Source organism: Streptomyces sp. LBL (assembly GCF_029893585.1).
GTDB lineage: Bacteria > Actinomycetota > Actinomycetes > Streptomycetales > Streptomycetaceae > Streptomyces.
Window position 1 is genome coordinate 40,550 of sequence record NZ_JARXYX010000050.1, and the last position, 20,510, is coordinate 61,059.

18 protein-coding genes, 1 pseudogene and 1 riboswitch are annotated in these 20,510 nt (G+C 70.1%); of the genes and pseudogenes, 8 read left to right on the top strand and 11 right to left on the bottom strand.

The features are described from left to right. The first annotated feature begins 28 nt into the window (after window positions 1-28). On the top strand, window positions 29-682 hold the full coding sequence (locus M2271_RS39380; protein ID WP_280892273.1) for a rhomboid-like protein: 654 nt from the start codon (window positions 29-31) through the stop codon (window positions 680-682). Between the two features lie 89 nt (window positions 683-771). On the opposite strand, the gene M2271_RS39385 is transcribed toward M2271_RS39380, so the two are convergent. Both M2271_RS39385 and M2271_RS39390 read right to left on the bottom strand, forming a co-directional pair. After that, complete coding sequence (locus M2271_RS39385) at window positions 772-2,265, bottom strand: MFS transporter (RefSeq protein ID WP_280892274.1); 1,494 nt, start codon at window positions 2,263-2,265, stop codon at window positions 772-774. A gap of 156 nt (window positions 2,266-2,421) precedes the next feature. After that, on the bottom strand, window positions 2,422-3,582 hold the full coding sequence (locus M2271_RS39390; RefSeq protein WP_280892275.1) for an FAD-dependent oxidoreductase: 1,161 nt from the start codon (window positions 3,580-3,582) through the stop codon (window positions 2,422-2,424). Window positions 3,583-3,732: 150 nt separating this feature from the next. On the opposite strand from M2271_RS39390, the gene M2271_RS39395 reads away from it, so the two are divergent. Beyond that, on the top strand, window positions 3,733-4,500 hold the full coding sequence (locus M2271_RS39395) for a pentapeptide repeat-containing protein (protein WP_280892276.1): 768 nt from the start codon (window positions 3,733-3,735) through the stop codon (window positions 4,498-4,500). 277 nt (window positions 4,501-4,777) lie between these two features. Here the strand turns inward: M2271_RS39395 and M2271_RS39400 are convergent, their stop codons facing one another. Next, window positions 4,778-5,278: a hypothetical protein gene (locus M2271_RS39400; RefSeq protein ID WP_280892277.1), complete on the bottom strand. Its 501-nt coding sequence runs from the start codon at window positions 5,276-5,278 to the stop codon at window positions 4,778-4,780. Between the two features lie 41 nt (window positions 5,279-5,319). Here M2271_RS39400 and M2271_RS39405 point away from each other — a divergent pair. The 4 genes and pseudogenes from M2271_RS39405 to M2271_RS39420 all read left to right on the top strand — a co-directional run. After that, window positions 5,320-5,628: pseudogene (locus M2271_RS39405) on the top strand (M1 family peptidase); the annotation flags it as partial. Window positions 5,629-5,804: 176 nt separating this feature from the next. Next, window positions 5,805-7,025: a transposase gene (locus M2271_RS39410; RefSeq protein ID WP_280892278.1), complete on the top strand. Its 1,221-nt coding sequence runs from the start codon at window positions 5,805-5,807 to the stop codon at window positions 7,023-7,025. A gap of 340 nt (window positions 7,026-7,365) precedes the next feature. Beyond that, complete coding sequence (locus tag M2271_RS39415) at window positions 7,366-7,641, top strand: type II toxin-antitoxin system Phd/YefM family antitoxin (RefSeq protein ID WP_280892279.1); 276 nt, start codon at window positions 7,366-7,368, stop codon at window positions 7,639-7,641. Between the two features lie 311 nt (window positions 7,642-7,952). Beyond that, the gene (locus tag M2271_RS39420; RefSeq protein WP_280892280.1) at window positions 7,953-8,519 is read left to right on the top strand and encodes a hypothetical protein; all 567 of its coding nucleotides are present in this window, start codon (window positions 7,953-7,955) and stop codon (window positions 8,517-8,519) included. A 105-nt stretch (window positions 8,520-8,624) separates the two neighbouring features. On the opposite strand, the gene M2271_RS39425 is transcribed toward M2271_RS39420, so the two are convergent. The 6 genes from M2271_RS39425 to thrC form a co-directional block, all read right to left on the bottom strand. After that, a complete protein-coding gene (locus M2271_RS39425; RefSeq protein WP_280892281.1) occupies window positions 8,625-10,196 on the bottom strand; it encodes a carboxylesterase family protein in 1,572 nt (523 codons plus the stop codon). Between the two features lie 176 nt (window positions 10,197-10,372). Then, window positions 10,373-11,491 (bottom strand): NADH:flavin oxidoreductase, encoded by a 1,119-nt coding sequence (locus tag M2271_RS39430; RefSeq protein ID WP_280892282.1) that lies wholly within the window; start codon window positions 11,489-11,491, stop codon window positions 10,373-10,375. A gap of 400 nt (window positions 11,492-11,891) precedes the next feature. Further along, entirely contained in the window at window positions 11,892-13,514 is a 1,623-nt protein-coding gene (groL, locus tag M2271_RS39435) for a chaperonin GroEL (RefSeq protein WP_280892283.1), read from the bottom strand. Between the two features lie 423 nt (window positions 13,515-13,937). Then, complete coding sequence (locus M2271_RS39440) at window positions 13,938-14,144, bottom strand: cold-shock protein (protein WP_007493268.1); 207 nt, start codon at window positions 14,142-14,144, stop codon at window positions 13,938-13,940. Window positions 14,145-14,573: 429 nt separating this feature from the next. Beyond that, complete coding sequence (locus M2271_RS39445) at window positions 14,574-14,849, bottom strand: MoaD/ThiS family protein (protein WP_280892284.1); 276 nt, start codon at window positions 14,847-14,849, stop codon at window positions 14,574-14,576. Continuing rightward, complete coding sequence (thrC, locus tag M2271_RS39450) at window positions 14,846-16,150, bottom strand: threonine synthase (RefSeq protein WP_280892285.1); 1,305 nt, start codon at window positions 16,148-16,150, stop codon at window positions 14,846-14,848. The genes M2271_RS39445 and thrC overlap by 4 nt, the downstream gene beginning before the upstream one ends. An 18-nt stretch (window positions 16,151-16,168) precedes the next feature. Next, a riboswitch (SAM riboswitch) is annotated at window positions 16,169-16,327 on the bottom strand. 189 nt (window positions 16,328-16,516) lie between these two features. Here thrC and M2271_RS39455 point away from each other — a divergent pair. Both M2271_RS39455 and M2271_RS39460 read left to right on the top strand, forming a co-directional pair. Then, window positions 16,517-17,461: a glucosyl-3-phosphoglycerate synthase gene (locus tag M2271_RS39455; RefSeq protein ID WP_280892286.1), complete on the top strand. Its 945-nt coding sequence runs from the start codon at window positions 16,517-16,519 to the stop codon at window positions 17,459-17,461. Between the two features lie 72 nt (window positions 17,462-17,533). Continuing rightward, window positions 17,534-18,940: a trehalose-6-phosphate synthase gene (locus tag M2271_RS39460; protein ID WP_280892287.1), complete on the top strand. Its 1,407-nt coding sequence runs from the start codon at window positions 17,534-17,536 to the stop codon at window positions 18,938-18,940. A gap of 95 nt (window positions 18,941-19,035) precedes the next feature. Here the strand turns inward: M2271_RS39460 and otsB are convergent, their stop codons facing one another. Together otsB and M2271_RS39470 are read right to left on the bottom strand one after the other, a co-directional pair. Then, on the bottom strand, window positions 19,036-19,932 hold the full coding sequence (gene otsB / locus M2271_RS39465) for a trehalose-phosphatase (protein ID WP_280892288.1): 897 nt from the start codon (window positions 19,930-19,932) through the stop codon (window positions 19,036-19,038). A gap of 109 nt (window positions 19,933-20,041) precedes the next feature. Then, window positions 20,042-20,314 (bottom strand): DUF3263 domain-containing protein, encoded by a 273-nt coding sequence (locus M2271_RS39470; RefSeq protein WP_280892290.1) that lies wholly within the window; start codon window positions 20,312-20,314, stop codon window positions 20,042-20,044. Between the last annotated feature and the right edge of the window lie 196 nt (window positions 20,315-20,510).

Consider the following 20,510-nt stretch of genomic DNA (forward strand, 5'->3'; position numbering starts at 1 on the left):
GACGTTACTTGCGTGCGTGAATCGCCTCATGCGAATTGACGGGCGTCCGAACCGGGTGGTGCGGTACGTCCGCGGTGCGCCCGGTACGTACGTCTGGCTGGCGCTGCTGTTCGTGACGACCGTCGCGGTGCACCACATGTCTCCCGACTTCGAGCGGGAGTTCCTGCTGGAGCGGTCGACGAACATCCAGGGGCTGTCGCAGAACCCGGTCCGGGTGCTGGTCGCGAGTGCGCTGCTGATCGACGGTGGGAACTGGCTGCCGTACGTCTTCCTCTACAGCGTCTTCCACGCGCCGGCCGAGCGCTGGCTGGGGACGCTGCGCTGGCTGGTGGTGTGTGTGACCGCGCATGTGCTGGCGTCGCTGATCAGTGAGAGCGCGGTGCTGGTCGCGATGTGGGACGGGAGGGCGCCTGCGTCGACGGCGGACACGATGGACATCGGGGTGAGCTACGCGCTGGCGGGGGTGGTCGGCGTACTGGTGTACCGGATCGCGCGGCCGTGGCGGTACGGGTATCTGGCGGTGGTGCTGCTCGTGTACGGGGTGCCGCTCGTGGTGGGGCGTACGTTCACGGACTTCGGGCATTTCGTGTCGTTGCTGACCGGGTTCGCGTGTCATCCCGTGACGCGGGGGCGGGGAGGGGCGTGGGATCCGAAGGAGGCGCTCGCTGCTCACAGGGGGTGACTTTCCGCCAGGCCCTGCCCCTGCCCCGCGTCCTCTGCTCCGCGTCCTCTGCCCCGCGTCCTCTGCTCCGCGTCCCCCCTGCCCCGGGTTCAGGCCACCGACTCCGGCACCGGAGTGTTCGCGGGGGTGCCGTGCTTCGGGGGTTTCACCGTGACCATCAGGCCCGCGATCAGGCCGGCCAGGAGCATGATGCCGGCGGCCCACCAGATGGCGACGGTGTAGCCGTGCACCACGCCTTCCTTCAGCACCAGGGCCCGGCGGGCGGGGTCGGTGAGGTGGGCGGTGACGTAGGCGGTGCCGCTGGTGGTGGCGATGGTGTTGAGCAGGGCCGTACCGATGGAACCGCCCACCTGCTGTGAGGTGTTGAGGGTCGCCGAGGTGACCCCGGAGTCCTGCGGGGCGACGCCCGCGGTGGCGGTGGAGAAGACCGGCATGAAGGTCAGGCCCATGCCGAGGCCCATCATCAGCAGGGCGGGCAGGATCTCGGTGGCGTACGCGGAGTCGACGCTCATCTGGGTGAGGATCATCATGCCGCCGGACGCCAGGATCATGCCGGGGACCATCAGCATGCGCGGGCCCACACGGTTGAGGAGCCGGGCCGAGATCTGGGTGGAGCCGATGATGATCGCGGCGGTCAGCGGCAGGAAGGCCAGGCCGGTCTTCAGCGGCGAGTACCCGAGGATGACCTGCAGGTAGTAGGTCATGAACAGGAACAGGCCGAACATGCCGATGATGGCGAGGCCCATGGTGAGGAAGCAGCCGGCGCGGTTGCGGTCCTTGACGATGTGCAGCGGCAGCAGGGGACTGGGCGCGCGGGACTGCCACCACACGAAGGTCACCAGGAGGACGACGCCCACCGCGAACAGCGCCAGGACCAGGGGGTCGGTCCAGCCGCGCGGTTGGGCCTCGCTGAGGCCGTACACGATGGCGACCAGTCCGCCGCAGCCCAGCAGCACCCCGGGCACGTCGAGGCGGACGCCTGGGTGGCCGGGACGGTCGTGCAGCAGGGCCAGCGCGCCGAGGACGGCGGCGACCGCGATGGGTACGTTGACGTAGAGGCACCAGCGCCAGTTCAGGTACTCGGTGAGCAGCCCGCCCACGAGGAACCCGATCGCCGCACCGCTGCCCGCGAGGGCGCCGTAGATGCCGAACGCCTTGCCGCGTTCCTTGAGGTCGGTGAAGGTCGTGGTGAGCAGGCTGAGCGCGGACGGGGCCAGAAGGGCGGCGAAGACGCCCTGGAGGGCGCGGGCACCGAAGAGCATGCCCGGGTTGACGGCCGCGCCGCCGAGTGCGGAGGCGGCGGCGAAGCCGATCAGGCCGATGACGAAGGTGCGTTTGCGGCCGACCAGGTCGGCGATGCGGCCGCCGAGCAGAAGGAGGCCGCCGAAGGCCAGGGTGTAGGCGGTGATGACCCATTGCCGGTTGGCGTCGGACATGCCCAGGTCGCGTTGTGCGGAAGGGAGCGCGATGTTCACGATCGTCGAGTCCAGGACGACCATGAGCTGCGCGAGCGCGATGATCACCAGGGCCCACCAGCGCCGGGGATCGGCGTCCGCTGAATCACCTGTGCGGGTGACACTCATCTGGTCAGAAGACCACGATTCGGGGCGTACTGCATCTCCGGTCATCTGGGTGCGTGTTCTTGTGGTCAGGACGTTGTCGGGGCGGGCGTTGTGTCAGGACACATTCAGTCGGGCCCGCTCGGTCGGGCCCGCTCGGTCAGGGCCCACTCTTCGACCTCAGGCTTGCTTGAGGTCGAGGGTGTGCCGGCCGAGGGCGAGCGAGACCGCGGTGAGCGCGCTGTTGAAGGACACCTCGGACAGCACGCCGGGGGCGGCGACCTGGTCGCCCGCGAGATAGACGCCGTCGCCGCGGTCGATCGCGGGCCGGTCGCGCCAGCTGGTCCCCGGCAGGTCGACGGCTCCGGTACGGCCGTCTGCGACCGCCGTGCGCCGCCAGGTGACGCGCTCCCGCCAGCCCTCGAAGGCGAGATCGAGGAGTTGTTCGGCGCGTGCGACGCCGTCGGCCTTCGTCTCGTGCGGGGCGATCGGGATCTGTCCCTGGAGGAGCTGCTCGCCGGCCGGGGCGAGGGACCGGTCCTGCGCTGTGAACCGTTCGATCCAGCCGGGGGAGTCGAGGTCCGAGACGGCGAAGGCGTCGCCGCGCCGACTGCGCACGGCGAGATCGACGAGCGTCGTACGGCCGCTCGTCCAGGTCGGCGTGGAGTCGCCGAGGAGTCGCCGGGCGGCGTCGAGGGAGGTGGCGACGACGACGGGAGTGTCGGTGGGGAGGGTGTCGACGCGGGAGAGGGTCTCCACCCGGACCCCCAGGTTCCAGGCCCGGGCGGCCATCCGGTCGATGACCGTGCCCCAGCCGCCGCGCGGGTAGTGGGCCTCGGGCGGGAGCTTGGTGGCGCGGCGCAGACGTTCCTGCACGAACGCGGCGGACAGGCGGCCCGGGTCGTGGTGGAACAGGGCGACGGCGGAGTAGTGGGCGGCGGCCCGGGCGCCCTCCTCACCCGCCTGCTCAGCGGCCCAGGTCAGGAAGTCGACGTCGACGGGTGCCTCGCGGGCACTTCGGCGCAGCAGCTTGAGCATCGCGAAGGGCGGGGTGCGGCGCAGGACGCCCTGGTACCGCAGCCGCAACCGGGCCGCCTCCAGCGGGGGGAGGGGAGCGAGCGGTCCGATCAGGCCGCGCTGCCGGAGCCAGGCCCAGTGCGGACCGCCGTTGTAGAGGGCGTGCGGTCCCTCGTTCGTCCGGTACGCCCCCTCGGCGGTCCGTGCCCGCCCGCCGAGGGTGTGATGGGCTTCGTGCACGGTGACCTTGGCGCCCGCCTCGGCTGCGGTGATGGCCGCGGTCAGTCCGGCGAAGCCGCCGCCGATGACGGTGATGCGGTGCATGTCTGGGGTCTCCCTCGGTTCGGGGCCGCTTTCTCGTCTTTCTCTTTTTTCTCTTTCTCTCCCTACGACTGTTGTGGCGACCGGAATGTGACATGGGTGGCGTCTTCGCAGGTCAGGGTGATTGTCAGTGGCGGGGTGCAGCATGGGGGCATGGCGAGGAGAGCGGTGGGCGGGACGGGTGGTTCCGGCGGGAGTGGTGGCTTGGGCCGGGGCGGTGGGTCGGCAGGGAGTGGCGGCTCGGCGCGGAGTGGCGGTTCCGGCCGGGCGGGGGTGAAGGCGGCGCGGCGGCCGGCGGTGCGGCTGCCTCCGCTGGAGCCATACGGCGGTGGGGAGTTGGAGCCGGAGGGGGACTACGACGGGCTGGAGTTCCAGGAGGCGGACTTCGTCGGGCAGGACGGCAGGGGCGCCCGCTTCATGGACTGCGCGCTGACGGGATGCGCGCTGGACGAGACCCGGCTGACGCGCGCGCGTTTCCTGGACTCGGTCCTCACCGGCCCCCGCGGCGTCGGCACCGACCTCGCGGAGGCGACCCTGCGGGACGTCGCGGTGATCGACGCCCGCATGGGCGGGGTCCAGTTGCACGGAGCGGTCCTGGAGCGCGTCCTGATCCGCGGCGGCAAGATCGACTACCTGAACCTGCGCACGGCCCGCCTCAGAGACGTCGTCTTCGAGAGCTGCGTCCTGGTCGAACCGGACTTCGGCAGCGCCCGCCTGGAGCGCGTGGAGTTCGTCGACTGCACCCTGAAGGGCGTCGACCTCACCGCGGCGACGCTGAGCGACGTCGACCTGCGCGGCGTCGCCTCGCTGGAGATCGCACGCGGGGTGGACCGGCTGGCGGGTGCGGTGATCAGCCCGGCCCAACTGCTGGATCTGGCGCCCGTGCTGGCGGGGGCGCTGGGGATCCGGGTGGAGGGGTGACCAGGTCGCTCAGGGTGGGGCGGTAGGAGGCGCAGGGTGGGGCGGGACGCTCAGGGCGAGGGGAGGAGGCGCAGGGTGGGGCCGGATGCTCAGGGCGAGGGGAGGAGGCGCAGGGTGGGGCGGGACGCTCAGGGCGAGGGGAGGAGGCGCAGGGTGGGGCCGGATGCTCAGGGCGATCGGAAAAGGCTCAGCGCGGGGCGGAGAAGGCTCAGCGCGGGGCGGGAGGCCGGCCCGGACGTACTCCCCGCCCCTGCCTCGGGACACCCTGGCCCCGCCCTCAGGACACCCTGGGAAAGCGGGCCTGCAGTGTCCAGATCGCCGGGTTCTCGGCCAGGTCGTCGTGGAGGTCGGTCAGGTCGGCGATCAGGTCGTGCAGGAAGTCGCGGGACTCGCGGCGGAGTTCGGCGTGGGAGAAGGTCAGCGGGGGCTCCTCCGTCGGCATCCAGTCCGACTCGATGTCGACCCAGCCGAAGCGGCGCTCGAAGAGCATGCGGTCGGTGGACTCGGTGAAGTCCAGTTCCGCGCGCTGGGGGCGGGCGGCGCGGGAGCCCGCCGGGTCGCGGTCGATCCGTTCCACGATGTCGCACAGCGCCCACGCGAAGTCGAGCACCGGCACCCATCCCCAGGATGTGGACAGTTCCCGGTCGGCCTTGGTGTCGGCGAGGTAGACGTCACCGCAGAACAGGTCGTGCCGCAGGGCGTGGACGTCCGCGCGGCGGTATTCGGTCTGCGGGGGGTCCGGGAAGCGGTTGGAGAGGGCGTAGCCGATGTCGAGCACGTACGTGATGGTGTCACGCGGCTCCTCATAGGATCGCTGCCGTGTCCCGATCCGCACCGGTTGTCCCGGCCTGTACGTCGCTCCTTCTCGCCCTCGCCCTGACCGCGTGCGGCGGGGGAGTCCACGGCAGCCCCGGCGGCTCCGGTCTCCGCGACCCGTACTTCCCGAAGGCGGGCAACGGCGGCTACGACGTCACGCACTACGACCTCACCCTCGCCTACGACCCGTCCCCGGCCCGGCTGTCCGGGACGGCCGTGGTCACCGCCCGCGCCACCCAGGACCTCACGGCCTTCGACCTGGACCTCAAGGGTCTGGACGTCGAAAGCGTCACCGTCGAGGGCCGGCCCGCGCCTTACCGCTGTCGGCATCGCCGAGGTGCCGGGGTGATGTGAACGCGTGTTCCTGTGGTCGCTGGTGAGGGTGGTGGCGGTGGGTTTTGGTGCGGGTGTGCGGCGGTCGTACATACGGTCCTTCGGAGGATCAGGGACGACACAGTGTTCCGGCCCGGGAACCGTGAGGGGGCGAGATGGCGCAGGTGGGGGTGGCTGTGGAGGGTGGGCATGCCCGGTACACGTTCCGGTTGCGTGTGTCGTCCAGCGCTCGCACTGCTCTGGCGGGGGAGTGGGACCGGTGCCGTTGGCTGTGGAACGAATGTGTCGCCAAGTCCAGGGCCGTGCACCTGCACAACAAGGCGACCGGTCAGAAGGCCACGTGCGGTCCGGCGCAGTTGGACAGGATGCTGACTGAGGCCCGGAGGATGACGCCGTGGTTGCGTGAGGGTTCCTCGGTTGTCCAGCAGCAGGTCATTCGCGACTTCGGCCGTTCCCGTGCCAAGGCGCACAAGGACATTCGCGAGCGCCTGCCCATGGCGCACCGGGCGGGGATGCCGAAGTGGAAGACCAAGCGTGAGGCGTTGGCGACCCTCAACTACACGCAGCGCGGGTTCCGGTTGAAGGATGGCCGGCTGCACCTGGCCGGGGGCATCGTGGTGGGCGTGGTGTGGTCGCGGGACCTGCCGGGTGAGCCGTCCTCGGTGCGTGTGTACCAGGACAGCCTCGGGCACTGGTACGCCTCGTTCGTGGTTCTTGCCGAGGTGCAGCCGTTGGCGAGGACCGGGCGGGTACTGGGTGTCGACTGGGGTGTGAGGGAGACCGCGACCACCACATCCGACGCGCACGACCTGCCGTATGCCGGGCACGGTCACAAGGCCCGGGTGAAGCTGACCCGGTACGACCGGATGATGGCCCGCCGCAGGCCGAAGAAGGGGCAGCCCGGATCGAAGGGCTACCGCGAGGCGAAGAAGCTGCGGGCCAAGGCGTACAAGAAGGTCGCGCGGCAGCGTGAGGACACCGGCCGTAAGTGGGCCAAGAAGGTGGTCCGCGACCACGACGCCATCGCGGTCGAGGACTTCCGCCCGAAGTTCCTCGCCAAGACCACCATGGCCCGCAAGGCCGCCGACGCCGCCATCGGCGCCACCAAGGCCGCTCTGACCGAGATGGGCCGCAAGCACGGGCGGGACATCCACCTGGTACACCCCGCGTACACCACGATGGACTGCGGGCACTGCGCTGCGAGAGCCAAGCACGCACTGCCCCTGGGTGAGCGCACCTACACCTGCACCGCATGCGGAGCCGTGTCCCCACGGGACAAGAACTCCGCACGCGTCATGCTCGTCCGGGCTGGTCTCAACCCGGCTGGTGCCGAGGGCGCAAGACCTCCTGGAGCGCTGCTCCAGGAGGCTGCCTGAGCCAGGAATCCCCTTCCCTTCAGGGAGGGGAGGATTCAATTCGAGGTTCCGTCAGGACGAACAAGGCGCGCGCGGGGTGGGTGCGGAGTTCGGTGAGGGGCCGCCCGTTCTAGAGGTGGGCGAAGCCGTGTTCGACCGGTGCGCGTCCGGTGGCGAAGACTCGGTTGGCGTCCTCCTGGCCGGGTGTGGGCGCGGGTGGCGGTGAAGCCGGTAACGATCACGGGATCACGTACGTCGTTGTCCAGGCCGCGGAGCCAAGGTCCACGAGGGCCCCGAGACGGAGAGGACAGCAAGCCGCATGCACTCATCGCACACAGTCGCAGGTGTGTACAGTCTTCATATGGAGACATATCCACTCGTGGAAGCCCGCAACCAGCTAGGCCAACTGGTCGGCCGGGTCCGGCACGGCCAGGAGCACATCCTGATCACGGAGTATGGCAGGCCCGCCGCCGCGCTCATTCCGATAAGCGAGCTGGAAGAGCTTCAGCGGCTGCGCAGCGAGGCCGACATCGCCGAAGCCCGGGCCCGCGAGGCGGCGGCAACCGGTCCTGCCTTGACCCACGACGAGTTCACGGCTCAGCTGGAGGCAGCGGACCGGCAGGAAGCCGCTTCGTGACACATACGGCGGTCTGGGAACACCACGCCAGGAAACGAGTTCCGGCGGCTCCGGGCCATCGACCCCGTGGGCGCCAAGGCGACCGCCGCGGCGGAGTGCGCACTCGCCGACAATCCCCGCACCGAGTCGGTAGTACCCGAGCCCTCGGCGGTTCCGGTACTACCGACTGCACATCGGAAGTCGGCGCGTGTGCGTGCGCGTGCCGTACCGACCGGAACGCGACACCGTGACCGTCCACGTACTGAAGGTCGGCCGCACAAGCTGATGCAACGCCCAATCCAAGGCCCCCGCGACGACCGGAGCCGCACCCCATGAACCACGCCCAACTCACCGCCCTGGGCCGCGCCCTCCGGGTCCTCGGAGAACACGGTGACGCCCTGACCGGCGACACCCCGGACACCAAGCTTCACGAGGTCAAGGCCGACATCAAGCGTGCCCTGAACCTGCTGGACGACAGCGTCAGCGGAGCCGCGCCCTCCACCCGGTGCCCGGAGCATCCCAACGGGCCGGTCGACGAGAACGCCCCCGACCTGTGTCTGTTGTGCGAGACCCGTCGGCGGGCGGCCCGACGTTCCGAGATCAACGGGCCCGAACCCGCGTACTCCGCCGATCCCAAGCCCTCCCGCTACGGCGTACGGGAGGACCGGCCGCAGCCCCAGCAGCGGTGGCTGCCGGAGCTGTGGAACGGACAGGTGTGGCAACTGTGCGGGACCCCGCGCCGGGACCGGCACGAGGCCGAGCTGTACATCGCCGCCCAGCGACGCGGACCTCGCGCCGCCATGGCCTACCGGCTGGTGCACGAGTTCACCGACTACGAGGTACTGCGTGTCTGGGGCACCCCGGTACGCGTCGACATAGAGCCGCTCGGCAACCTGTAGAGACCCGACCTGAGACACCCGACCTGAGACACCCGACCTGAGACACCCGACCTGAGACACCCGACCTGAGACACCCGACCTGTAGACACCCAACCCGTAGAGACCTCAGCCCAGCAAAGGCAGCGCCGCGAACTCGTACCCCTCCCACAGCCGCATCGAAGCCTCCTCCGGATACGCCCTGACCTGCGGCTCCGCGTCCAGCACCTGCACCAGTCGCGCCTCGGTGTCATACGCAGGCCAGCCCGGGTCGCCGGTCTTCGCGAACGCCGTCCAGGACTGCCGGAAACGGGCCGACAGCGCCTCCGCCTCCGCCGTGACCTCCCCGGCGAACAGCAGCAGGCCGAGGTCGGCGCCGAACGTGCCGAAGAGCAGCGGGATGTCGAGGCCGTGGCAGGCACCCATGGCGCCTGAAATGGCCGGCGCCGACCAGGCCAGTTCGTAGACATGGGCCCGGCCGCCGCCCACGAGCTGCGCCTCGGCCAGATGGAGACTCGGCATTCCGAACAGCCAGTCGGTGTGGACGCGTTCGTAGAGTTCACCCGGCGAGGCGTCGGGGAACGCGGCACGGTACCTGTCCTCGCCCGACTTACCCGACTTACCCAGCTCACCCGCCGCACCTGCCCCGCCCGGCGCGCCCGGCGCGAACATCCGCAGCGCCCCCCGCGCCTGCTCCTCCGTGATCTTCCCCAGTTGCCTGCTCATCGCCAGGAACAGCCGGAACTCGTCCCGGTTGTGGCCGACGACCAGTTCCACGCCCCGGGCCGCCCCGGCCTTCAGCGCCGCCCAGGGCGTGACCGGCAGGACCTCGCCGTCGACCACCGGGGAGAACGGGGTCACCGTGGGAGCGACCTGGCCCCACCTGTCCACGTACTGGAGCATCTTCTCGCCCAGTGCCGCGCCCGCCGAGGTCAGCCGGCGCGGGTCGATCGAAGACAGGTCGGCGGCCGTCGGACGCAGGCCCGCCTCCGCGGCGATCGCCGTCGCGATGTCACGGGCCAGCGCCTCGGAGAAGTACGTTCCCGGCACGCTCTGGGCGATGGCCCGCCGGAACAGTCCGGACGCGCTCTCCATGGCGAGCAGGGCCGCCACCGATCCGGCGCCGGCCGACTCGCCGAAGACGGTCACCTGGCCGGGGTCACCACCGAACGCCGTGATGTTGTCCCGTACCCACTCCAGCGCGGCGACCTGGTCGAGCAGACCTCGGTTGGCGGGCGCCCCCTCGATGCGGGTGAAACCCTCGATGCCGACGCGGTAGTTCAGGGTGACGACCACGACATCGCCGTCCCGCGCGATGCGGTGGGCGTCGTAGCCGGGGCTGCCCGTGTGGCCGAGCTTGTAGGCGCCACCGTAGATCCACACCATGACCGGACGGTGGGCGGCCGGATCCGGGTCGGGCGTCCAGACGTTGACCGTCAACCAGTCGTCGCCCAGGGGTACCCCCGGTGCCACGCCACCGCCCAGGCCCCCCGCGTCCTGCGGGGGCGGGGGGCCGAAAGCGTACGCGTCCCGGACGCCGTCCCACGCCTCGGCCGGGCGCGGCGCCTGGAAGCGTGCCTCGCCGACCGGTGGGGCGGCGAACGGGATGCCGCGGAAGACGGTCAACCCGCCCTCGGGGCGCCCGCGCACCGCGCCCGCCGCGGTGCGCACCTCTGGGTTTCGGGCCTCGGTTGTCGTCACGGTGGGCGCTCCTCGCCGTCAGGTCGATGGTTGCTCGCCTGAATCATTGCTGGCACCCATGACCTTGTCACCCATGACGTGGTCACCACCCATGACGTGGTCACCTATGACGTTGTGCCGCCCATGACGTTGTCGCCCATGACGTCGTCACCCATGCCTTGCGCCGGAAGTGGGACTCAGCTGAGCGTCGCCAGCGCCGCCGCGTCGAACGGCTGCAGTTCGTCGAAGCGGCCGGCGAGCACCTTCGCCGCCCACTCCGGGTCCTGGAGCAGCGCGCGGCCCACGGCGATCAGGTCGACCTCCTCGGACTCCAGACGGTCGAGGAGGTCGTCGAAGCCCTTGACCGAGGCACCCTCGCCCTGGAAGCCCTTGATGAACTCGCCGTCGAGGCCGACCGAGCCGACGGTGATGACGGGCTTGCCGGTCAGCTTCTTCGACCAGCCGGCCAGGTTGAGGTCCGAGCCGTCGAACTCGGGGACCCAGTAGCGGCGGGTGGAGGCGTGGAAGGCGTCGACGCCGGCCGCGGCGAGCGGGGCGAGGATGGCCTCCAGCTCCTCGGGGGTCTCGGCGAGCCTCGCGTCGTACGCGCCCATCTTCCACTGCGAGTAGCGGAAGATGACCGGGAAGGAGGGGGAGACCGTCTCGCGGACCGCCGCCACGATCTCCTGCGCGAACCTCGCGCGGGCCACCGGATCGCCACCGTAGGCGTCCGTACGGCGGTTGGTGCCCGCCCACAGGAACTGGTCGATGAGGTAGCCGTGGGCGCCGTGCAGTTCCACGCCGTCGAAGCCGATGCGCTCCGCCGCGGCCGCCGCTTCCGTGAACGCGCCGATGACGTCGTCCAGGTCGCGCTGGGTCATCGCCTTGCCGGTGGGCTCGTCGGCGCCGGGTCGCAGGCCGGAGGGGCCGACGGCGGGGGCGTCGGCGTAGGGCGGCTGGCCCTGCTCGCGGACCATGCCGATGTGCCACAGCTGCGGCACGATCGTGCCGCCCGCCGCGTGCACCTCCTCGGCCACCTTCGCCCAGCCGGCGAGCTGCTCCTCACCGTGGAAGCGCGGGATGTCATCGCTCTGCCCGGCCGAGTCGTGGCCGACGGTCGTGCCCTCGGTGACGATGAGGCCGACGCCCGCTGCGGCCCGGCGCGCGTAGTACGAGGCCACGTTCGCGCCCGGGATGCCGCCCGGGGAGTGGGCGCGGGTCATGGGCGCCATGGCGATACGGTTCGGGACGGTCAGGCCGTTGATCGAGGTCGGCCGGGAGAGGATGTCGGCGGCGCGGGAGGCGGTGGCGGTCACAGCAGGGGGCTCCTCGGAGAGGTCGGTGGGGACGGGACGTCGAGCAATCGGGGCGTTCCGGGCGGTATGTGCATACGCATTGACACCCCGTTCAGGTCAACCGCCGCGCCCGGCCCCGCCATTCCGCCACTCCCCCGGGGAAGCTGTGATCCCGGACACCCGGAGCCGCTACGGCCGTCCGGAGAACGACCGCATGACGAGCCTCCGCCACTCCTGGCGGGCGAACGGGAACGGCCCCCGCACGCCCGCACGACGCCCGCCCACCCGCACCACGATGAACCGTGAGCGAGCGCGGCCCACTACGATGAACCGCAAGCACGATCCACAACGCCCGAGGGCGGCACCCCCCGTTTCCAGGGAGTGCCGCCCTCGGTAAGGACGATGATCAACCAGAGGTCGATCAGAAGTCCATGTCACCGCCGGGCATACCGCCACCGGCGGGCGCGGCGGCCTTCTCCGGCTTGTCGGCGATGACGGCCTCGGTGGTGAGGAAGAGCGCGGCGATGGAGGCGGCGTTCTGCAGCGCAGAGCGGGTCACCTTCGCCGGGTCGATGATGCCCTCGGCGATCATGTCGACGTACTCACCGGTCGCGGCGTTCAGGCCGTGGCCGACGGGCAGGTTGCGCACCTTCTCGACGATGACGCCGCCCTCAAGCCCACCGTTGACGGCGATCTGCTTGAGCGGGGCCTCCAGGGCCAGCTTCACGGCGTTGGCGCCGGTCAGCTCGTCACCCTCCAGGTCCAGCTTCTCGAACACCGAGGAGGCCTGCAGCAGGGCCACGCCGCCACCGGCGACGATGCCCTCCTCGACGGCCGCCTTCGCGTTGCGAACGGCGTCCTCGATGCGGTGCTTGCGCTCCTTGAGCTCGACCTCGGTGGCGGCACCGGCCTTGATGACCGCGACACCGCCGGCGAGCTTCGCCAGGCGCTCCTGCAGCTTCTCGCGGTCGTAGTCCGAGTCGCTGTTCTCGATCTCGGCGCGGATCTGGTTGACCCGGCCCGCGACCTGGTCGCTGTCGCCGGCACCGTCGACGATGGTGGTCTCGTCCTTGGTGATGACGACCTTGCGGGCCTTGCCCAGCAGGTCGAGCGTGGCGTTCTCCAGCTTGAGGCCGACCTCCTCGGAGATGACCTCGCCGCCCGTGAGGATGGCGATGTCGCCGAGCATGGCCTTGCGACGGTCACCGAAGCCCGGGGCCTTGACGGCGACGGACTTGAAGGTGCCGCGGATCTTGTTGACGACCAGGGTCGACAGGGCCTCGCCCTCGACGTCCTCGGCGATGATCAGCAGCGGCTTGCCCGACTGCATGACCTTCTCCAGGAGCGGGAGCAGGTCCTTGACGGAGCCGATCTTGGAGTTGACGATCAGGATGTACGGGTCGTCGAGCGACGCCTCCATACGCTCCATGTCGGTGGCGAAGTACGCCGAGATGTAGCCCTTGTCGAAGCGCATACCCTCGGTGAGCTCCAGCTCCAGACCGAAGGTCTGGGACTCCTCGACGGTGATGACGCCTTCCTTGCCGACCTTGTCCATCGCCTCGGCGATGAGCTCGCCGATCTGCGTGTCGGCGGCGGAGATGGAGGCCGTGGAGGCGATCTGCTCCTTGGTCTCGACATCCTTGGCCTGCTCGAGCAGGGCACCGGAGACGGCCTCGACGGCCTTCTCGATACCGCGCTTGAGAGCCATCGGGTTGGCGCCGGCGGCTACGTTGCGCAGGCCCTCCTTGACCAGGGCCTGGGCGAGAACGGTCGCCGTGGTCGTACCGTCACCGGCGACGTCGTCCGTCTTCTTGGCGACTTCCTTGACCAGCTCGGCGCCGATCTTCTCGAACGGGTCCTCGAGTTCGATCTCCTTGGCGATGGAAACACCATCGTTGGTGATCGTGGGGGCGCCCCACTTCTTCTCGAGGACGACGTTGCGGCCCTTGGGGCCGAGCGTCACCTTGACGGCGTCCGCGAGCTGGTTCATGCCGCGCTCGAGGCCGCGCCGCGCCTCCTCGTCGAACGCGATGATCTTGGCCATGTGAAGTGGTCCCTCCAGGACTGGGGGTGATTCCTTCGGACCGCGCCCGCGCCCGCGACGGACGGCTCGCATGCCTCGTGGTTCCTTGCCCCACTTGGCCTGCAGGCCTCACCGACTCGGTCCTTCTTGTCACTCTCACCTTCAGAGTGCTAACGCCAATGATTAGCACTCGCCCATGCCGAGTGCAAGCGCCTCGGAAGGATCCGCAGGTGAACAGCGTCCCGCCACCGCGCCCCGGGCGCGTCCGCCGCACCCCGGACACACCGAAGGGCACACGAAAGGCGAGCGCCCCGGACACACCGAAGCGCGCTCCCGGACACACCGAAGCGCGCTCCCGGACACACCGAAGGGCTCGCACCCCGTGAGAGGTGCGAGCCCTTCGGATAAGAACAGAAGAACGTCGCTGCAGTTACCCGGCGCGATTCAGCCGGTCGCCAGACGAACCATGTCCGCCTGCGGCCCCTTCTGACCCTGCGAGATCTCGAAATCGACCCGCTGTCCCTCTTCCAGGGTGCGGTACCCGTCCATCTGGATGGCGCTGTAGTGGACGAAAACATCCGCACCACCGTCGACCGCGATGAAGCCGTACCCCTTCTCCGCGTTGAACCACTTGACGGTGCCCTGAGCCATGCCTAACTCCCCTATTACTGGCCCTTGCACAGACCCACACTTCATGGATCCGGGTCAGACCTCACCCCCCACACGATTGGGGGTGTGCGCCGGAACGCGTCGACCGCGGCCGAATGTATCCGCCCAACTGCCGTCTGCAACAGGTCAGTCGGACGAGAATTCTGGACGTGCGCGATCCGGAATGTGGCGAGAATTCGCCTGAATTCAGGGCAAGTCGGGCCCCGGGAAGCCCACAAAAGGCGCGAAAGAGGCGCACACTTTGGCTATATCTTGTCGGCGCAAGGCAGGAATCAGGGCTGCCAGCCTGTTATGCGGCGGCGCCTTCCCCAACTGTACCGCGCTCAACCACATGGAATTGCCCCCTCCGCTTCTCTCACGGAGGGGGCAATTCGGTGGACTCTCGGTAACTGAAGTTACCGAAGGTAATAATCAGCCGCCGGCGACGGCCGGAATGATGGAGACACCGGCACCGTCCGGGGTCGCGGTCTCCAGGCCCTGCTCGAAGCGGACGTCGTCGTCGTTGACGTACACGTTGACGAACCGGCGCAGCTTGCCCTGGTCGTCGAGGACGCGGGCGGCGATCCCCGTGTGGTTCTTCTCCAGGTTGCCGATGACCTCGCCGAGGGTCGCTCCCTCGGCGGCGACCTCGGCCTTGCCGCCGGTGTAGGTGCGCAGGATGGTGGGGATGCGGACGGTCACGCTCATGCGAGGCCAGCCTCTCGGAAGGATTCGAGGTTCGGACGGATCGTGGCGGTCAGGCCGGTGCCGGCCACCGCGTCGAGGGTCTTGAGACCGTCACCGGTGTTCAGGACGACCGTGGTCTTCGTCGGGTCGAGGAGACCGTTCTCGATCAGTTTCCTGGTCACACCCACGGTCACGCCACCGGCGGTCTCCGCGAAGATGCCCTCCGTGCGGGCCAGCAGCTTGATCGCGTCGACGATCTGCTCGTCGTTGACGTCCTCCACCGCACCACCCGTACGACGCGCGATGTCGAGGACGTACGGCCCGTCCGCCGGGTTGCCGATGGCCAGCGACTTGGCGATGGTGTTCGGCTTCTGCGGCCGGACCACGTCGAGCCCGGCCTTGTAGGCCACGGACACCGGCGAGCAGCCCTCGGCCTGCGCACCGAAGATCTTGTACGGCTTGTCCTCGACGAGCCCCAGCTTGATCAGCTCCTGCAGACCCTTGTCGATCTTCGTGAGCTGGGAGCCGGAGGCGATCGGCACGACCAGTTGGTCCGGCAGCTGCCAGCCGAGCTGCTCGCAGATCTCGTACGACAGCGTCTTGGAGCCCTCGGCGTAGTACGGCCGCAGGTTGACGTTGACGAAGCCCCAGCCCTCGCCGGCCGGGTCGCCGATCAGCTCGGAGCAGAAGCGGTTCACATCGTCGTAGTTGCCCTCGATGCCGACGAGTTCGCCGCCGTAGATCGCGGCCATGACGACCTTGCCCTGCTCCAGGTCGTGCGGGATGAACACGCAGGAACGGAAGCCGGCGCGGGCGGCGGCGGCGCCCACCGCACCGGCGAGGTTGCCGGTGGAGGAGCAGGAGAGGGTGGTGAAACCGAAGGCGCGCGCGGCCTCGATGGCCTGGGCGACGACCCGGTCCTTGAAGGAGTGCGTCGGGTTGCCGGAGTCGTCCTTCACATACAGCCCACCGGTCACCCCGAGCTCGCGCGCGAGGTTGTCGGCCTTGACGAGCTTGGTCCAGCCGGGGTTGATGTTCGGCTTGGTGGCCACGTCGGCCGGGACGGGAAGCAGGGGCGCGTAACGCCAGATGTTCGAGGGTCCCGCTTCGATCCGCTTGCGGAGCTCCTCGGTGTCGTAGGCCGAGAAGTCGTACGCGATCTCGAGCGGACCGAAACACTCCTCGCACGCGAAGACCGGGCCGAGGGGCACGCGGTGACCGCATTCGCGGCAGCTCAGCGCGGCGGCGGGGCCGAGGTCGACGGGGGAGCCGGTGGTGTTGACGGTGCTGTCCGCGGTGTTTGCAACAGTCTGCGCAGCCATGTGAGGCGAGGCCCTTTCTCCTCATCTTCCTCACGACGCATCTCGCCGTGAGACGGATTTGGCACCTTCCCTAGCCGGGGAGCCTCGCGGAAACGATCGACAGTGATCGCTACGAGACCGGCTGGAGGGTTGCCGGGGCTTCAACGGGCCGTATCCCTCTGCCCCTCTGGATGAGCGGTATGTAGTTGTTGATCGTTGAAACGGAACGCCGACCCTGACATGCGATGGTCATCAGCGTTGTTCAAGACTGTAACCGAAGGCCAGGACAGTTTGAGAGAGCCGTCCGAACCGCGAGATGGATCACATGTTCCACCAGAGGTCCATGGATCACTCGCTCGCCGAGAGAACGCAGAGGAGCCGCGCACCGTGCTGAATGAAGTCGAGCGTTGGCTGAGCACCCGCTCCTGGTCCGGGACCGATCGCCCGCTCCACCGGATCCTGGCCGCGAAACGCGCCACCGGACAGTCGGTCAGTGTCGTACTGCCCGCGCTGAACGAGGAGGAGACGGTCGGTGACATCGTCGCCGTGATCCGTCACGACCTCGTGCAGCAGGTCCCGCTCGTCGACGAGATCGTCGTCGTGGACTCGGGCTCGACCGACCGTACCTCCGAGGTGGCCGCCGCCGCCGGGGCGCGCGTCGTCCATCGCGACGACATCCTGCCCCGCATCCCCGCCGTCCCCGGCAAGGGCGAGGTGCTGTGGCGCTCGCTCCTGGTCACCAGCGGCGACATCGTCTGCTTCATCGACGCGGATCTGAAGGAGTTCTCTTCCGACTTCGTCTCCGGGATCGTGGGGCCGCTGCTCACCGACCCCGGGGTGGCCCTCGTCAAGGGCATGTACGACCGTCCCCTGGCCGGCGCAGCCGGGCAGGGCGGGCGGGTCACCGAGCTGATGGCCCGCCCGCTGCTGAACATGCACTGGCCGCAGCTGGCCGGTTTCGTACAGCCGCTGGGCGGCGAGTACGCGGCCCGCCGCTCACTCCTGGAACAGCTGCCCTTCCCGGTGGGATACGGGGTGGAGCTGGGCATGCTGATCGACTCCCTGCACCTGGTCGGCCTGGACGCCCTCGCCCAGGTCGATGTCGGCGTGCGCAAGCACCGCCACCAGGACGGTCAGGCGCTGGGCCGGATGTCCGCCGCCATCTACCGCACCGCCCAGCTCCGGCTGGCCCGCGGCCACCTGATCCGGCCCTCCCTCACCCAGTTCGAACGGGGCGAGGACGGATTCGAACCCCGTACGTACTCCGTGGACACGGAGGAACGGCCGCCGATGGCGGAGATCGCCGAGTACGCGGCGCGCAAGGTCGCGTGACGGGGTGTACCCGGTCCCTCGCGGAGGGCACCCGTACGTTTGAGTGGTTCCGGGCCGGGCTAGGTTGGGCGTATGGCGTCCACCGACGGTGCAGCTCAGGTGCTGGTCGCGTCCAACCGCGGCCCGGTCTCGTACGACGTGCGCGAGGACGGCTCGCTCCACACCAAACGGGGTGGCGGCGGGCTGGTCTCGGGCCTGTCGGCGATCGGCTCCGACGCGGGCACCCTGTGGGTGTGCTCGGCGCTCGGCGACGGCGACCGCGAGGCGGTCCGGCGCGGGGTCGGCGAGGCGGGCGTGCGCATGCTCGCCATCCCGGCCGACGTGCACGCCGACGCGTACAACGGCATCGCCAACTCGGTGCTGTGGTTCGTCCACCACATGCTCTACCAGATCCCGCTGGAGCCGGTCTTCGACGCGGAGTTCCGGCGGCAGTGGGCGTCGTACGAGACGTACAACCGCGCGTTCGCCGAGGCGCTGGCGGAAGAGGCCGCTGAGGGCGCGGCCGTGGTCGTCCAGGACTACCACCTCACCCTGGTGCCGGGCATGCTCCGCGAGCTGCGCCCCGACCTGCGCATCGGCCACTTCTCGCACACGCCGTGGGCGCCGCCGGAGTACTTCCGGATGCTGCCGGACGACGTGGCGCAACAGGTCCTGAGCGGCATGCTGGGCGCCGACCGGCTCGGCTTCCTCACCCAGCGCTGGGCGGACGCGTTCACCGCGTGCGCGGAGCAGTTCGCCGGGGGGCTCGGGGGTACGCGGGTCGGAGTGCACGGGCTGGGCGCGGACGCGGACTTCCTGCGCGAGCGTGCGCACGAGGCGGACGTGAACGAGCGGATCGTCGCGCTGCGGGAAGAGATCGGCACGACGCCCGACGGCGCTGCGCGCCGGACGATCGTCCGGGTCGACCGGACCGAGCTGTCGAAGAACATCGTGCGAGGGCTGCTGGCGTACCGGCAGCTGCTCGACGACCACCCCGAGTGGCGTGAGCGGGTGGTGCACGTGGCGTTCGCCTACCCGTCCCGCCAGGACCTCGCCGTGTACCGCGACTACACAGCCGAGGTGCAGCGGCTGGCGGAGGAGATCAACGCGCAGTACGGGACGCCGGGTTGGACGCCGGTCGTGCTGCATGTGAAGGACGACTTCGCCCGGTCGCTGGCGGCATACCGGCTGGCGGACGTGGCGCTGGTGAACCCCGTGCGGGACGGCATGAACCTCGTCGCCAAGGAGGTGCCGGTGGTCTCCGAGGAGGGGTGCGTACTGGTGCTGTCGCGGGAGGCGGGCGCGTACGAGGAGCTGGGCGAGGAGGCGCTCGCGGTGAACCCGTACGACGTGGTCGCCACGGCCCGCGCGCTGCGTCAGGCGCTGACGATGCCGGAGGGTGAGCGGGCCGAGCGGACGAAACGACTCGCCGCGGCGGCGACGGCACTTCCGCCGGCCCAGTGGTTCCTGGACCAGCTGAACGCCCTCAGGGCCGGCTGAGCGTCTTCAGGGCTCAGGGCCGGCTGAACAACACCCTCAGAACCCGTCAGGATTCTTCAGGACTGGCTGACCGGGCGGCCGGTCATGCGGCAGGTCTACGACCTGACCTGGGCGGCCAGCCCACGCAGCAGGTCCACGACCCCCTCCGGGCCGGCCACCACCAGGTCCGCCCGCTCGCTGAGTTCGGTGACCTCGTCGTTGCCGCTGCAGACGAGCAGGCCGGGGGTGCCGTCGGAGCGGAGCTTCTCGACCGCGGCGAAGGCGGGGAGGTCGCCCAGGTCGTCGCCGGCGTAGAGGACGGCCTCGGCGGAGATCTCGCGGGCGTATTCGAGGAGGGCGACGCCCTTGTCCATGCCGGGCGGGCGGAGTTCGAGGACCATGCGGCCGGGTTCGATGATCAGGCCGTGCCGGGCGGCCAGGTCGGTGAGCGGGGCGCGCAGGGCCTCGAAGGCGGCCTGGGGGTCGCTGGCCCGACGGGTGTGGACGGCGACCGCGCAGCCCTTCTCCTCGATCCAGGTGCCCTGCCAGGCCCCGATCCGGTCGAGGAAGCCGGGCAGTTCGGCGCGGGCGGCGGCGACGCCGGGATGCGGGGCGGGGGCGCTGACCGTGCCGGTGACGGCGTCCCAGCGTTCGGCGCCGTAGTGGCCGAGGACGACGAGGTGCTCCAGGCCGGGTACCCCGGCGAAGCCGCCGTGGCGCACCGCGACGCCGGCCGGGCGGCCGGTGACCACGGCGATGGCGGCGACCTTCGGCGCGAGCGCGGCGAGCGCGGGTACCGCGTCCGGGTGCGCCCGGGCCTGCTCGGGGTCCGCCACGATCGGCGCGAGCGTCCCGTCGAAGTCGAGCGCGATCACGGCCCGCGAGGGTCGGCTGAGGATGGCGTCCAGCCCGTCCCGGCCCGCCGCCGTCGCGGGAGCGGGGAGGGGGGCCGTGGCTTCTGTGGCTCCCCTGGCTTCTGTGGCTTCCGTGGAGTGCGTCTCGTGGCTGCCCATGGATCGACCTTATCCGCGATGCGCGCAGGCATTCGCGACGAGCGTCAGCCTTTTCGACTCCGGGTGCCGAGCGGAGGGTGCCGAGTGCCGGCTCCCGGGCGCCCGACCGTTACCGCTCGCCGCGCCGCGCCTCCCGTACCCGTCGCAACCGGTTCACCGTCACGGGGTCGAACGCCAGCGCCCGTTCATCGTCCAGCAGAGCGTTCAGCAGCTGGAAGTACCGGACCGGCGCCAGCCCCAGCTTCTCGCGTATCGCCCGCTCTTTGGCTCCGGGCCCGCTGAAGCCGCGCCGCTCCAGCGCGAGGATGTCCCGCTCCCGCCGACCGAGCTGCTTCCCTCGGTCCCCCCGGTCCCCCCGGTCCCCCTGATTCGGCTGGTCCATCTGGTCCATGTCCGGCACGGTAGCCGCCCCCACTGACAGCGACCACCGCCCCGGCCAGACCCAGGCCGAGCGCCAACCACTCGCCCCCTGTCGCTCGCCCCGGCTACCGGGATTCATTCGCAGTGCATCGGCCTTCAGGCCGGTGGTGAGGCGAATCTGATGGTGGCGACGCGGAGCGTCGCGGATTCAAGTCCGG